This window comes from Paenibacillus dokdonensis (genome assembly GCF_004916975.1).
GTDB lineage: Bacteria > Bacillota > Bacilli > Paenibacillales > Paenibacillaceae > Paenibacillus_AQ > Paenibacillus_AQ dokdonensis.
Genome location: NZ_STGQ01000002.1, coordinates 985,028 through 999,537 on the forward strand (window position 1 = coordinate 985,028; position 14,510 = coordinate 999,537).

At 52.3% G+C, this 14,510-nt stretch carries 10 protein-coding genes; all 10 read left to right on the plus strand.

What is annotated here, in order from left to right; genetic code table 11:
- The first annotated feature begins 133 nt into the window (after window positions 1-133).
- On the plus strand, window positions 134-1,060 hold the full coding sequence (locus tag E6W40_RS22450; protein ID WP_246073135.1) for a carbohydrate ABC transporter permease: 927 nt from the start codon (window positions 134-136) through the stop codon (window positions 1,058-1,060).
- Window positions 1,057-1,878, plus strand: a complete 822-nt coding sequence (locus E6W40_RS22455) for a carbohydrate ABC transporter permease (protein ID WP_136607788.1) — start codon at window positions 1,057-1,059, stop codon at window positions 1,876-1,878. The genes E6W40_RS22450 and E6W40_RS22455 overlap by 4 nt, the downstream gene beginning before the upstream one ends.
- Before the next feature lie 196 nt (window positions 1,879-2,074).
- Entirely contained in the window at window positions 2,075-3,364 is a 1,290-nt protein-coding gene (locus tag E6W40_RS22460) for a cupin domain-containing protein (RefSeq protein ID WP_136607789.1), read from the plus strand.
- A 43-nt stretch (window positions 3,365-3,407) separates the two neighbouring features.
- A complete protein-coding gene (locus E6W40_RS22465) occupies window positions 3,408-5,879 on the plus strand; it encodes a glycoside hydrolase family 95 protein (RefSeq protein ID WP_246073136.1) in 2,472 nt (823 codons plus the stop codon).
- Window positions 5,880-6,139: 260 nt separating this feature from the next.
- A complete protein-coding gene (locus E6W40_RS22470; protein WP_244864638.1) occupies window positions 6,140-7,063 on the plus strand; it encodes an ABC transporter permease in 924 nt (307 codons plus the stop codon).
- 18 nt (window positions 7,064-7,081) lie between these two features.
- A complete protein-coding gene (locus E6W40_RS22475) occupies window positions 7,082-7,945 on the plus strand; it encodes a carbohydrate ABC transporter permease (RefSeq protein WP_136607791.1) in 864 nt (287 codons plus the stop codon).
- A 144-nt stretch (window positions 7,946-8,089) separates the two neighbouring features.
- On the plus strand, window positions 8,090-9,670 hold the full coding sequence (locus E6W40_RS22480) for an extracellular solute-binding protein (protein WP_136607792.1): 1,581 nt from the start codon (window positions 8,090-8,092) through the stop codon (window positions 9,668-9,670).
- Between the two features lie 74 nt (window positions 9,671-9,744).
- Window positions 9,745-10,767: a response regulator transcription factor gene (locus E6W40_RS22485; protein ID WP_136607793.1), complete on the plus strand. Its 1,023-nt coding sequence runs from the start codon at window positions 9,745-9,747 to the stop codon at window positions 10,765-10,767.
- Window positions 10,767-12,674, plus strand: coding sequence for a cache domain-containing sensor histidine kinase (locus E6W40_RS22490; RefSeq protein WP_136607794.1), 1,908 nt, complete (start codon window positions 10,767-10,769; stop codon window positions 12,672-12,674). The genes E6W40_RS22485 and E6W40_RS22490 overlap by 1 nt, the downstream gene beginning before the upstream one ends.
- Before the next feature lie 233 nt (window positions 12,675-12,907).
- Window positions 12,908-14,470 (plus strand): extracellular solute-binding protein, encoded by a 1,563-nt coding sequence (locus E6W40_RS22495; RefSeq protein ID WP_136607795.1) that lies wholly within the window; start codon window positions 12,908-12,910, stop codon window positions 14,468-14,470.
- Window positions 14,471-14,510: the final 40 nt, after the last annotated feature.

The following is a 14,510-nucleotide window of genomic DNA, read 5'->3' on the forward strand; positions in this document are numbered from 1 at the left end:
CGCATGACGCCGGAGCAGTTCAGCGAATCGATGAAGACCGAGGTCGAGCGGCTGTCCAAAAAATAATCGTCAGGGGCAGCGGGGCATGAGGTCATGCCCCGCACCTTGCCCGTTTTGCGAGGAGCGTGAAGAGATGAAACCAAGCGTTGTTGTCACCAAAGCAAGGCCGCGCAGAACGACCGGCATGCGTCTGGTAAAATCGCCGGTGATGCTGAACTGGATGTATCTGCCTGCGCTGCTGCTGTTTGCTGTATTTATCTACTATCCCTTTTTCCGGGGGCTGCTGATTTCCTTTACGGATTGGGATGGCTACTCCCAGGCACTGCACTATATTGGGATCGACAATTATAAAAGAATGCTGACCGACAGCCGTGTCCACACCGTCATTATCAACACGCTGATCTACGGCCTCGGCAGTACACTTTTTCAAAATATGTTCGGGCTTTTGTACGCGCTGCTGCTGAATAAACATGGCAAGGCCAAAACCTTCGTCCGTGTCATCGTATATATTCCCGCGATTGTCAGTCCGATCATCATGGGATATATCTGGTATTTCCTGCTTCAATATAATGGCGGGGCAATCAACGATATCATTATGGCTTTTACCGGCAAGCCGGTTAATCTGCTGGCAGACCCGAAGGTAAATGTCTGGATTATTATGGTTGTTAATACGTATCAATTCCTGGGGATTGCGATGATGATTTTTCTCTCAGGCCTGCAGGGCATTTCCAAGGATTATTATGAAGCGGCTGAAATAGACGGGGCCTCACCGTTGAAGCGCTTTGCGAACATTACCTTTCCGCTGCTTGCCCCGGCACTGACAACGAGCATTATCCTTAATCTGATTGGCGGCTTGAAGCTGTTCGACGTCATTGCGGCACTGACCAACGGTGGCCCGGGATACGCCTCCGCGTCGTTGTCCACGATGATGTATCAGTTGTATTTTGCCCGCCAGGATGCCGGACTCGCGGCTTCGCTGGGCAATCTGATGTTTCTGCTCATCACCGTCATCAGCCTGACATCCCTGTACTTTCTGCGCAGAAAGGAGCTGTCGCAATGAAGCAGCGAAAACGCACGGTTATTTATACGGTTATCGGCCTTTTGGTGGCTCTGGTGCATATCATCCCGTTTTACATCCTGCTGACGGTTTCCTTTAAAGATCTCAGGGATATGAGCTCTAAGTGGCTGTTTCCAGGTTACGGGTTCACAGGCAATTTTGTAAGCGCCTGGCAGAACGCGCACCTGGGCAGAGCCTTTTTGAATACCGGCGTGATCACAGTCATGTCCGTCGTGCTGATTCTAATCTTTGGCTCCTTGGCGGCTTTCCCGCTGGCGCGTTACCAGTCAAGGCTGAACAAGTGGGTGTACGGCATCTTCGTCAGCGCACTCATCGTACCGCCGCTTACGATTCTGGTACCGCTGTATAAGCTGTTTGTCGATATTGGCTTTATGAACACTTATTTCGGGATCGTGCTGCTGCATGTGACCTTTCAGCTGTCGATGGCCATTTTCCTCTATACAAGCTTCATCGGGACGATTCCGCGGGAGCTGGACGAGGCGGCAATGATCGACGGTGCGACCAAGACAGGCATGTTTTTCCGCATCATTTTGCCGCTCTTAAAGCCGGTTACGGCCACGATTGTCATCATGAATGCCAACTCAATCTGGAATGACTATCAGTTTTCGCTCTTTTTCCTGCAAAAGCCGGATTCGCGTACCATTACGGTGGCCCTGTCCAGTTTTTTCGGAGAAAACAGCGCGCAGATCGGCTGGATCGCCGCCGGTTCGCTCATGGCCGCGATTCCGAGCATTTTGGTTTACATTTTGCTGCAAAAATACTTCGTCGATGGCATTGCCGCCGGTGCGGTCAAGGGGTAGGGAACAGTGTTCATTTAGTTTTCCAGCAAGAGTCTGGCCCGCGGGCCAGGCTTTTTTTTATGGATTCTGCTTGCAAAGGACGGATTGCATCGTAAAAAAACACATGCCAGCGCAACCTATTCAATGGAGGCTTTGCCCAGCCGGTAGTAGCATGAAGGAAAGCTTATAATACGGAAATGGAACAGGAGGGTTTTTTATGAAAGCGCTTTTAGTAGGAATGGGTGAGGCGGGAAGCGGCTGGTACCGGAGACTGCGGAGTTTGAACGGTGATTTGGAGCTGGCTGTTTCCGATACGAATGAGAGCAGACGTGAGCAGCTTCAGGCAGATGGAGTTCCTTTTTATACCGATGCCAGGGAGGCGATCGAGCAGGAGAAGCCGGATTTTGTGATTAACGTTACACCGCGCCATGCGCATAGTGCGATTAATCACTTGGCCTTTGATTATAAACTGCCGGTTCTCTGCGAGAAGCCGATTGCCGAAAACTACGAGAAGTCCATGGAGATCGTCAAACGGGCCGAGGAAGAACACATTCCATTTATGATTGCGGAAAATTACCGCACGTTTGCGCCGCTGCGCAAGCTGAAACAGTTGATCGATGAAGGGGCCGTTGGAGCGCTGTACTCCCTGGAATGCGAATTTTTCCGCAAGCGTCAGCGTGTGACCCTGGAGCCGAATGACGAGCTGGAGGAAGTCATCATTCACCATTTCGATCTGCTGCGCCATTTGTCGGGACGGGAAGTCGGCAAGTTGTTTGCCGTGAAGCGCCATGTCTTTCATATCGTGATGGATTTGCAGGCAGGTATTCAGGCCTCCTTCCGCTGTTCGCTGCATAGTGTGGGGCGCGAAACACAGTGGCCGGGCGATTGGAGGATTGAAGGGGAGAAGGGCAGTTTGACCTTTTCAGACGGGGAAATTGAGCTGACGACGCCGGAGGGCGTGCAGCGCTGGAGTGATTTCAGTGATGTGGCGGTTCAGACACCGGTTCAGGAATTCCTGAAGGCCTTGGAGGAGAAACGCCGCGGCGAGACGGACGCGAAGGAATATCTCAAAAATCAGGCACTCGCCCATTACACACGCTTGTCGCTGAAGCAAGGGCAGCAGGTGGATACCTCGGCGAGCTGGGGATACGGGCCGGCAGACATCCGTAATTTTCTGCGGGCAGAGCTAAAGCCCTCTTCAAGCCATGGAGGTCAGGGCTTGGTCGAGAGTGTGAGGCTGTATGGCAAGGGGGATTTCGAGACCCCTCTTAAATTCCTGTATTATTCCGTATTGCCTCCGGGCACTTCGATTGGATATCACGGGCATCGTGATGACGAAGAGATCTATATCATCCTGGAGGGAACGGGCTTGATGACGATGAACGGGAGAGACACGAGAGTTGGTCCTGGAGATGTGATCGTTAACAAGCCTTGGTGGAAGCATGGCCTGCTTAATGATGGAAATGAGCCGATCAAAGCGATTGTATTTGAAATTGATAAAGCCTGATCTACGCATCCGTGCGGCGGGGCATGAAAAGGAGATAAAGCTGATGATGAGGCAGAGCGGACTAGGTGAACGACCGGAGCAAGGGAAGGATAGGGATCAGGAGAGTTATGGCAGCGGCAGCTTCATGAGACGCGGAGCGGGCAGTCATGGCCGTCCTCTGCGGCTGTGGTACACCACCCCGGCTGCAGCATGGGAGGAGGCATTACCTATCGGTAATGGTCGCCTCGGGGCAATGGTCTACGGTTCGACAGGGCTTGAGACCATCCGGCTCAATGAGGACTCACTGTGGTATGGCGGCCCGTCACGGGCGGCGAATCCAGAGGCGCAGCCTTATCTGGAAGAAATCCGGAGCCTGCTGAAGGATGGCAGACAGGCGGAAGCAGAGCATCTTGCCAGAATGGCTCTTACGGCTTCACCGAAGTATGAGCAGCCTTTTCAGCCGCTTGGCGACCTGATGCTCAAGCCGATGGAGGATATCCTTCCTGTGGAGGATTATGAACGGGAGCTGGACCTGGAGCGCGCCGTTGTGAACGTCAGCTATCATGCGCGGGGCGTGAACTACCGCAGACAATATTTTGTCAGTGAACCGGACGGTGTCCTGGTGGTCCGTCTGACAGCCGACCGGCCTGGCGCGCTAACCTTTGCCGCCAATCTCATGCGGCGTCCCTTCGACTGCGGCTGCTGGCCGGGACCGGATAACACGATGGTAATGGGCGGTGAATGCGGCGTGGACGGCGTCCGGTTCAGCGCGGCATTCCGGGCGATCCATGAGGGAGGAAGTATGCGGACGATCGGGGATTTCCTGTCCGTGGACGGAGCGGACGCAGTGACGATCCTGCTCGCAGCGCAGACGAGTTTCCGGGAAAAGAACTCGGAAGAGGCATGCTTGATCCAGCTGGAACGGGCTGCGGCCATGACCTTTGATGAGCTGTTCAAACGGCATGTGAAGGAATACCGGCAGAGGTTTGACCGTTTTGAACTGACACTCACACCGGATGGTGATCCATTTGAGGAGCTTCCTACGGATCAGAGGCTGCTCAGGCTGAAGGAAACGTTACAGGATCCAGGCAAGCCGGAGGCCGGTGAACATGTTTTATCCGACGACCCCGGGTTGATGGCAATATACGTGCAGTACGGCCGTTATCTGCTGCTTTCCTGTTCACGGCCGGGCACTTTGGCCGCCAACCTGCAGGGGATCTGGAATCACAGCTTCACGCCGCCGTGGGAGTCGAAATATACGATTAATATCAATACGCAGATGAATTATTGGCCAGCGGAAGTATTGGGGCTGGAGGAGTGCCATGAACCGCTCTTTGATCTGATTGAGCGAATGGTACCCAATGGACGGATAACCGCGCAGGAGATGTACGGCTGCCGGGGATTTGTAGCCCATCACAATACGAACCTGTGGGCGGAGACACGTCCGGAGGGCATTCTCATGACTTGCACGGTATGGCCGATGGGAGCCGCCTGGCTTAGTCTGCACCTGTGGGAGCATTACCGTTACGGACTGGACATGGAGTTCCTGAAGAAGCGGGCCTATCCGGCGATGAAGGAGGCGGCCGTGTTCCTGCTCGATTATATGACGATGGATGAGAACGGCATGCTTGTCACCGGACCCTCCGTATCGCCCGAGAATAAATTTCTGCTGCCTGACGGCAGCAGCGGCAGTCTGTGCATGGGACCTTCCATGGATGCACAGATCGCATTGACCTTGTTCGAGGCCTGCCTGGAAGCCGTGAAGACGATGGGGACGGATAGGGAAGCTGTCTTCACCGATAAGCTTGAGCATGCGATCCAGTGCATTCCGAAGCCGCAAATCAGCATGAGTGGACAAATTATGGAATGGCAGATCGATCATGAGGAAGTCGATCCCGGTCACCGCCATATCTCGCAGCTGTTCGCTCTGCATCCGGGCAAGCTCATCGATGCTTTTGAGACCCCGGAGCTGGCGGACGCCGCTAGAACGACGCTTGCGCGCAGACTTTCTTCCGGCGGCGGACATACAGGCTGGAGCCGTGCCTGGATCATCAACTTCTATGCCCGGCTGCTGATGGGGGATGAAGCACACGCCCACCTGGCTAAACTGCTGTCGCACTCCACATATCCGAATATGCTGGACTGCCACCCGCCCTTTCAAATTGACGGTAATTTTGGCGGCGCAGCCGGCGCAGCGGAAATGCTGCTTCAATCGCATACCGGCGAGCTCCGGCTCCTGCCTGCGCTTCCACCGCAGTGGCGTTCGGGCGAGGTACGGGGGCTGCGGGCCAGAGGTGGCTATAAGGTAGACATGTGCTGGAGGGAAGGGACGCTTGCTGAAGTCACGATCCATCCACAGTTAAGCGGACAATGCTGCATATGGTCGCCCGTACCGCTGCGCTGCGGAGGAATTAAGGCTCACCCGCATAGCGAAGCAGAGAACGGCGTACCGGCTTTGTTCAGAGGATATCGATATCAAATTCCTGTTATCCAAGGAAAAAGCATCACGATAACCAGCGGGGCAGCTTGTTCATAGCGTTACTTGCAAGCAATCGTAATAAAACACAGGCCAGTCGACAAATCTCCATTCCGGCCTGCTGCCAGGGAGCGGTAAGATAGTTTCGAAGGCAAAGTATCTAACGGAGGAACAAGGTATCAACGTTTAAGATAACGCTTTCTTTTTCAGAACAAGAAGCTGAATCGGCGGGCTGCGAACGGAAGGTCCGCTCATCCGGTTCAAAAGCAGAAGGAGCGATGATGATGTCAGGACAGGCGCCCACAGCAAACCAGACAAGCATGAAAACAAGCAAGCCTCTCGGCAGGCAAAGAAGCAATTTCCGCAAATACAAAGCGCTCTATTTCATTACGATTCCAGGCATTCTTTATTTTATTATTTTCAAATACTTGCCGCTTATGGGTTCAGTTATGGCATTTCAGGACTACAACATTTTCAAAGGCTTTACCGGCAGCCCCTGGGTGGGACTGGACCAATTCAGACGAATGTTTACCTACACGGAATTCCTGAGAATTCTGGAAAATACCGTACTGATCGGCTTGTACGATATTCTTATCGCTTTCCCGGTGCCGATCATCCTGGCGCTGCTGCTCAATGAGCTGAGGAAGGTGCTCTTCAAGCGGATTTTGCAAACCATCGTTTATTTGCCCCATTTCCTTTCCTGGGTCATCATCGGCGGCATCATGATTGGCATCCTGTCTCCTACGACAGGGATCGTGAATCAGATGCTGAACGCGATTGGCATCAAGTCCATTTATTTTCTCGGCGAGGATTCCTATATCCGAAGCATTCTGGTCGGTACGGGCATCTGGAAAGACAGCGGCTGGGGGACGATCATATATCTGGCAGCGCTCGCGAGCGTCAATCCGGAGCTGTACGAAGCGGCCCGCATGGATGGCGCCAACCGTTGGAGACAGACCTTATCCATCACCATTCCGGCAATTTTGCCAACGATCACGATCATGTTCCTGCTGCATATCGGCAACTTCCTGGATTTCGGCTTTGAACGGGTATTCGTATTCGTCAATTCGCTGAACGAACATAAAGGCGACATCCTCGATACGTATATTTACCGGGTCGGCCTCATCGACCAGCAGTACAGTTACACCACCGCCATCGGCCTGTTTAAATCGCTTGTCGGCCTGATGCTCATCATGATCGGCAACACCCTGAGCAAGAAGACAAGCGGAGAGGGACTTTACTAGAGAAAGGAGCAAGGCGAAATGAACATCAAAGGACGATGGTTTGACTGGTTCAATACAATTTTTTTGACGCTCGTCGGCTGCATCATGGTATTTCCGCTGCTCCATGTGCTTGCCAAATCGTTCAGCAGCAGTAAAGCGATCAACGCAGGTCTCGTCAAAGTGATTCCGGTGGACTGGACTTTCGTCAACTATAAAGTCATCTTGGCGGATACTTCGATCTGGCGGGCGTTTCTGATCAGCGTCATTATTACCGTCGGCGGCACGGCGATTAACCTGATCATGACGGCATCGCTGGCCTACCCGCTTTCCCGTCCGGAGTATTCCCTGCGGAAGGTCGTCCTGATCTTCATCCTCATCACGATGATTTTTCAGGCTCCGCTGATCCCGAACTATCTGGTCATTAAAAACCTGCACATGCTGGATACGCTATGGGCGCTCGTCATTCCATCAGCCATCAGCGCATATAATCTGTTCATCATGCGGTCCTTCTTCGTTGCGCTGCCCGCCGAGCTAATCGATAGTGCAAGAATCGACGGCGCCAGTGAAATGCGGACGATGTGGAGCGTAATATTGCCGCTGTCCAAACCGGTCATGGCGACCATGGGACTTTTTTACGCCGTATCCCACTGGAACTCGTATTCCACGGCCTTGTATTTTATCAACAGCCGTACCTTGTATCCTCTCCAGCTCCGGCTGCGGGAAATCGTGCTCAGCAACGATCTCGGCCAAGCGGAAAGCCTGCTAGACGGAGTTAATGAAGTGTCTCCTGCGGGCGTGCAGATGGCTGTTATCATCGTCTCGGTCCTGCCGATCATCATCGTATATCCATTTCTGCAGAAATATTTCATCAAAGGGATGCTGGTAGGCTCAATCAAGACCTAGAAGCAGGAGTAAGAATAAGACTTATGAAACCCATTTGAATCCGTTTTCATATGAACGAAATATGATAATATAGAGGTGTTCCAAATCGAATAGCGCCCATTACGTCCGAAGATTCAAAATCAGGACGAAAAAGAGGGGGAGGCAATGAAAAAGTGGTTGTATCTGATGTTGGCCACGTTGATGACTCTCGCTGGCTGTTCTTTTCCGGAAATCACGTTATCTCCGGACACCTCTGAACACTCCCCTGGACAAAAAGCCGGCAGCGGCTCTTCCCCGGGGGCTTTGTCTTTTTCCATTGTGCTGTCCACCGCCTCCAACCCTTATGCGGCCAAGGTGCCCGATATCCAGGAGGATAAATGGGTTAAACAATTGGAAGCGCTGACAAATACAGATATTCGGATTACGATGATCCCGCTGAAGGATGTCGACAAACGCCTGCCAGTGCTCCTGACGGGAGATGATTTTCCGGATGTGATCCAGACCGTGGGCGGAGCAAGCTCGGCAGCGATGTCGGGGACGGTCGAAGCGGGCTTGTTCATGCGCTTGGATGATTTGATCCGTACCTATGCGCCGCATATGCTGGAGCGAATTCCGGAAGAGGCTTGGAAGGAAACCAGCTATCACGGGAAAATTTATGGCATTCCAGCCTGGCTGGACAATCCTTCGCGGCGCGGCACGTATATCCGGACGGATCTTCTTAAGCAGACGGGACTCCAGGTACCGAGAACGGTGGATGAATTCCTGAATGTGCTGCGCGCCTTCAAGAAGATGGGGGTGGAGAATCCGTACCAAATGCGTGAGAACTTCAAATATGCGGATGTCATTTTTGGGGCTTTTGACGTGCTTGGGTACCAGTTTGAACTCAAAGACGGCGAGGTCGTACCGAAGTTTTTTGAGGAAAAACGCATGATGGAAGCCATCTCGGTTTATAAAAAAATGCTCGAGGAAGGCCTGATCGCGAAGGATTTTGCAACGGTGAGCTCGAGTGAATATACCCAGAACATTTACAGCGGAAAAGCAGGCGTCTGGACGGCGAATGCCGCCGGGCTGCTTGATTTCAGGACCCAAGTGAACGACTCGGTTCCGGAAGCGAAGGTTGACATCGTCCCGTCACCAGCCGGTCCGGACGGCAAGAAGGGCTATGGGCTGTACAGCCCGGTCATCAATTCCTATTACATCAATAAACATGTCTCCAAAGAAAAGGCGATCGGCATTATTCAGTTTTTCAACTGGATGCTCAGCGATGAAGCCGAGCGGTTTTTTTCCTTCGGGATTCCCGGCGATACCTATACCGTAACCAATGGAGCCCTAAGCTACCGGTTTCCGCAAACGAAAGAGGAGCAGGACGAACAAGGCTTTCGCGAGCTGCTTTGGCTGAGCCATGATTTGACGATCAACCGCGAAAGAACGAGGCTTCTCCCTGGCGGCAAGGATGTACTTGGAGCAATCGATTCGACACTTTCCAAGGAGGGCCGTGGCAATATCGTTTTTATTCCGGATCTGGAAGCATTCAACATCTATCCGGAGCTGGCTCCAAACAATCCGAATCAGCCTCCGCCCTTTATCGTGGACCACATTGTGCGGATGATTTATGGAAAGGAGCCGATTTCAAATTGGCCGAAGGTGATTCAGGAGTATAGAAGCCGCGGAGGGGAGGACATCATTCGCGAGGCTACGCAGCGTTATCACGCAAACGAGGGCGTCATGGTGCTAGAAGGCCGCTAAAAGATACTCTTCAGGCAAACCGCAGCATGCTGCCGTTTGCTTCTCAAATCCGATGAGAAAAGGGGTTATGATCCATGCGAGTGCTGATTGTGGAAGATGAACCTGTCATTCAAAAGGGATTGGTGAAAATGGTGCAGCGGTATCCCGCGTCGTTTTCTGCCATCTATACAGCCGATGATGGGGAATCCGCCCTTGAAATGATCCGCAGCGAGGAGCCGCATCTGGTGCTGACCGATCTACGGATGAAGCGGATGGACGGCCTGGAGCTGTGCGAACAGATTCACCGGGAATTCGGCCATGTCCAGGTCGTAGTCATTTCCGGATATAACGATTTTCAATATGCCCAGCGGGCCATTGCTTATGGTGTGAAGCGTTATTTGCTAAAGCCGGTCACCCAGCAGGACATTCATAACGCGCTGCGTGAGATCATTGCGGGAATGAGCGAAAATATCGTATCCCTGCAAAAATACATGGAGTGGTCGGAGAAGCTGGAAGAAAGCATTTGGATGTTGCAAAAGAGCGATATGCATCGGCTGCTTGAAGAAAGCAGGGAAAACTGCCTGTTCAGTGGGCTGCATGTGCTCGGGATGAAATCGGTGCTGGAGGACTGCATGAACATGATTGTGGGAAGGCTCGTACAGCGAGGGTGGCAGCCGCAGATCCGTGCGGACAAGAATGGTACGGATATCAGCAAAAAGGAAGCGCTGGAAGCCTTCGGAGCCGTGCTCGAAGACATCTTTACGCAGCTGCAGCAGACCCGCAAGGGCAAATTCAAGGACCCGATCGAGGAGGCGAAAGCTTTTATCGATCTGCATCTGTCAGAAGAAGTAACGCTGGAGGAAGTCGCGAAAAGGGTAGGGCTCACCCGGACCTATTTCAGTGCCTTGTTCAAGAAAATGACGGGCGAAACCTTCGTGCATTATCGCATCAAGAAGCGGATCGAGGAGGCACGCAAGCTGCTTGCAGTTCCCGCCCTTACCATCACGGATATCGCAGTGCAGGTTGGGTATGAGGATTATCCCCATTTTACGAAGACGTTCAAAAATTTCGTAGGCATGTCGCCCTCCGAATACCGCTCGTCTTTTGGCATCGAATAATGAGAAAGCTGAGAATCCGCCTGCGGGTCAAGCTGCTGATGAGCTTTTTGGTTGTCATTTTGCTCTCGCTTTCCGCGGTGGGTATAGCCTTCTACACGATATCGGCCAGGCAGCTGGAGCAAAGCACGGAGAATCAGATGACCCAGATCGTGAACAATGCGGTCCATCATACGAATTTGTATCTTTCCTCCTATCAGCGTTCGATGGTGGCTCTGCTTTCCAATCTTAGCGTCAAAAAATACATCGATTTGCCCTCGGACCGTGAGGAATACGAAAACTACCGCTATATGACCGACATCCGCGATTCCATCGTGGATCCGGTCTGGATCCGCAATCCGGAGATCAGCGCGCTGTACATCATCGGGTATAACGGGAATGCGCTTTATTATTTTAATGGCGGAACGGAGCCTTCCTTTTCGCCAAAAGATACGGCAGAGCAGATTGAATATTTCAAGTCGCATACCGATGAATCCGGCCGCCTGACGATTATCAACCATACCATTCAAGGGGAAAATGCGGCTCCGATGCTGACGCTGATCCGCCGTATCCGCGGTCTTAGCTCCTCGGATATGAAAGGCTTTGTCGGCATTGAAGTGAAGTCCGAGGAGCTTTCTACGCTCTGGAAGGGTATCGATCTCGGCGAAGACAGCTATTTTTTCATCGTGGATGATAAAGGCCGGATCCAGTACCACACCAATCCGTCGAAGATCGGAAAGATGATATCGGGAAAGCTCGCGGATGAAATGGCCCAGGCGGACACGTCGATGTTCCGCAGCTCCGCGGAAGGCTCCAAGCGGGCTTATATCAGCCGAAAGGCCGATTACTCCGGCTGGAATCTGGTCGTGTCCATTCCGAACAGCCAGCTGGTCAAGCCGCTGGAGACGACGCGCATGCTCATATGGATCGTAGCGGCACTCACCTTTTTCTGCGCGCTGTTTCTGGCCAACCGTTTCGGCAAATCGGTCACGAATCCGATTCGTTCCCTGATGAAAGGGATGAGTCAGACGGAAAAAGGGAATTGGGAGTTCATTCCTCTGCCGAAGCGCCATGATGAAATTACCGAGCTGATTGTCAGATATAACCTGATGGTGAACCGGCTGTCGGAGCTGGTGGACATCGTCTACCAGTCCGAACTGAAGAACAGGGAGATGCAGGCCGAAAGGCAGAAAGCCGAATTTCAGTCGCTGCAGCTGCAGATCAATCCGCATTTTTTATACAACACGCTAGAAACGGTCGTCTGTTATGCCGTCATTCAGGACTCGGATGAAATTTCCGAAATCGTGGGAGCACTTTCCTACATGCTTCATTACTCGGTGCGGACCAATCTTGAAGAAATAACGGTAGCGAACGAGCTGAAACATGTCATGTACTTCATGGTCATTATTAATCACCGGATCGGCCGGACATTTGAAATCGATATGCGTGTCAGCCCGGATCTTTTACTGCGGAAAATGGTTCGCCTTACCCTCCAGCCTCTGGTGGAAAATGTGTTTCAGCATGCTTTCCGCTATGGAGTCGAGGATCACCATACCATTATTATTGACGCCGGTGAAGAAGAGGATGGCTTTTGGGTCAGCGTCGAGGATAACGGCTGCGGCATGACGCATGAGCGGCTCGAGGAGCTGCGCGCCAAGCTCAGCGAAAACCGCCTCGCGGATGATGAAGAAGAGGGGCGAATGAAGGGGGGCATCGGTGTGGCGAATGTGCACCGCCGCATTCAGCTTGTGTTTGGCGAGGAATATGGTCTTACGGTGGAGAGCAGCCTGGAACAAGGCACCAAGATGATCATGCGGATGCCCCGCTCTGAGGTGGATAATCATACGAAGGGGGCTGCAGATGCCTCCTCGAAACCCGAACTCCTACCTCCGGGCTTCGCTGGCAGCGGAGAGTCGTGGCAGGCTGGATAACATAACAATAGATGATGGGCGGTAGGGAAACCTGCCGTTTTTTCATTTTCGGAAGAAGAAAGACCGGTAACCATCTTATAATGGGTGCGGATCCTTATGCTTTTTTGGGCTATAACCTAAAAAAACACATCACCAGCATAATCCGCCCCATGGGTGCTTCCCGGATTTTCGTTTTATCATGAGGTAAGCACAGGTACAGAGTGTCTTTCGATAACGGAAAGGGGAAAGGTCTAATGAAGAAATGGATCAGCCTGATTTTGACATCAACGCTCCTTACAGCAGGACTTGCAGGATGCGGAGGCGGCAGTGAGAAGGAAGCGGCCGATGCCTCGGATGAATCAAAACCGCTTAAATTCTCTATCTCCTCGACAACAAGTGGAAACGCTTACGCGGAAAGCTCAAAGGATGTCAACAACGACAAATGGGTGAAGGAATTCGAAAAGCGCGCCAATGTGGATGTGGACTTGCGCATGATTCCGCTGAAGGATTTTGACTCGAAAATGGCCGTCATGTACGCAGGCGGGGATATCCCGGATGTGGTGCAGAACGTCGGCGGCGCAACAGATAAATCGATGTCGGGCTCCATTGAAGCCGGTGTGTTCATGCCGCTCGATGACTTGCTGAACGAATACGCGCCGAACATCATGAAAGCGGTTCCGAAGGAAGCGTGGGCCGAGGTCAGCTATAAAGGAAAAATATACGGCGTACCAACGTGGATAAGCAATCCTTCCCGCCGCGCTACGTATATTCGTACCGATCTGCTCGAAAAAACGGGGCTTCCGGTTCCGAAAACGATGGATGATTACCTGAACGTCATGCGTGCATTCAAGAAACTGGGCGTGCCTGCGCCGTACCAAGCCCGCGAAAACTTCAAATATGCCGATATCGGCTTCGGAGCCTACGACGCGCTCGGTTATCAGTTTACTGAGAGGGATGGCGAGGTCGTTCCGAAGTTCTACAATGCGGAGAACATGGAAAAAGCGCTCACTGTATACAAAACCATGTATGATGAGGGCTTGATTCAGAAGGATTTTGCAACGATTCAGGCACCTCAGTATTCCGAGAACATTGAGGCAGGAAATGCAGGGATCTGGACAGCCAATGCTGCAAGCTTGCTTGATTTCCGCACGAAAGTCCAAGCCTCCGTGCCGGACGCGAAAGTGGATATCATCTCGTCTCCTGAAGGAGAAAACGGCTTAAAGGGCTATGGATTGTACAGCTCGGTCAATACCTCTTTGTATATCAACAGCAAAGTAAGCAAGGAAAAAGCCATTCGCATCATCAAGCTGTTCGACTGGATGCAGACGCCTGAAGCAACCAAATTCTTCAGCTTTGGCATCGAAGGTGAAAATTATACGGAGAAAGACGGCAAGATCGATTACAAGTTCCCGACAGACAAGGCAGGCAATGATGAGCAAGGCTTCCGCTCCCTGCTGAGATGGGTTGGCGACGCAACGATTAACCGCGAGCGTACCGAGCTGCTTCCTGGTGGACAGGATGTGCTGAAAGCGCTGGACGAAACGCTGGCCGACGAAGGTATTGGCGGAATCGGATTCGTGCCTGAGCTGGAATCGTTCAGCAAAAATCCGGATCTGGCATCCAAGCGTCCCGATCAGGCGCCGAAGCTGATCATCGACCATATGGTGAAAATGATTTATGGCAAGGAGCCGATCACGGATTGGCCGAAAGTCATAGAGGAATACAAGCAAAAAGGCGGTAATGATATCGTCAAGGAAGCTACCGAACGTTTTAAAAACAAGGACGGTGTCCTTAACCAATCGAGCCGTAACAAATAAGATGAACAGCATGATCAGGAAGACGGGAAAAGAGGTGTAT

Bases quoted from the DNA above. Each gene is read 5' to 3' on its own strand.
- E6W40_RS22465 (WP_246073136.1), top strand. From the start codon at position 3,408: ATGATGAGGCAGAGCGGACTAGGTGAACGACCGGAGCAAGGGAAGGAT.
- E6W40_RS22460 (WP_136607789.1), top strand. From the start codon at position 2,075: ATGAAAGCGCTTTTAGTAGGAATGGGTGAGGCGGGAAGCGGCTGGTAC.
- E6W40_RS22470 (WP_244864638.1), top strand. From the start codon at position 6,140: ATGAAAACAAGCAAGCCTCTCGGCAGGCAAAGAAGCAATTTCCGCAAA.
- E6W40_RS22450 (WP_246073135.1), top strand. From the start codon at position 134: ATGAAACCAAGCGTTGTTGTCACCAAAGCAAGGCCGCGCAGAACGACC.
- E6W40_RS22485 (WP_136607793.1), top strand. From the start codon at position 9,745: ATGCGAGTGCTGATTGTGGAAGATGAACCTGTCATTCAAAAGGGATTG.
- E6W40_RS22455 (WP_136607788.1), top strand. From the start codon at position 1,057: ATGAAGCAGCGAAAACGCACGGTTATTTATACGGTTATCGGCCTTTTG.
- E6W40_RS22475 (WP_136607791.1), top strand. From the start codon at position 7,082: ATGAACATCAAAGGACGATGGTTTGACTGGTTCAATACAATTTTTTTG.
- E6W40_RS22480 (WP_136607792.1), top strand. From the start codon at position 8,090: ATGAAAAAGTGGTTGTATCTGATGTTGGCCACGTTGATGACTCTCGCT.
- E6W40_RS22490 (WP_136607794.1), top strand. From the start codon at position 10,767: ATGAGAAAGCTGAGAATCCGCCTGCGGGTCAAGCTGCTGATGAGCTTT.
- E6W40_RS22495 (WP_136607795.1), top strand. From the start codon at position 12,908: ATGAAGAAATGGATCAGCCTGATTTTGACATCAACGCTCCTTACAGCA.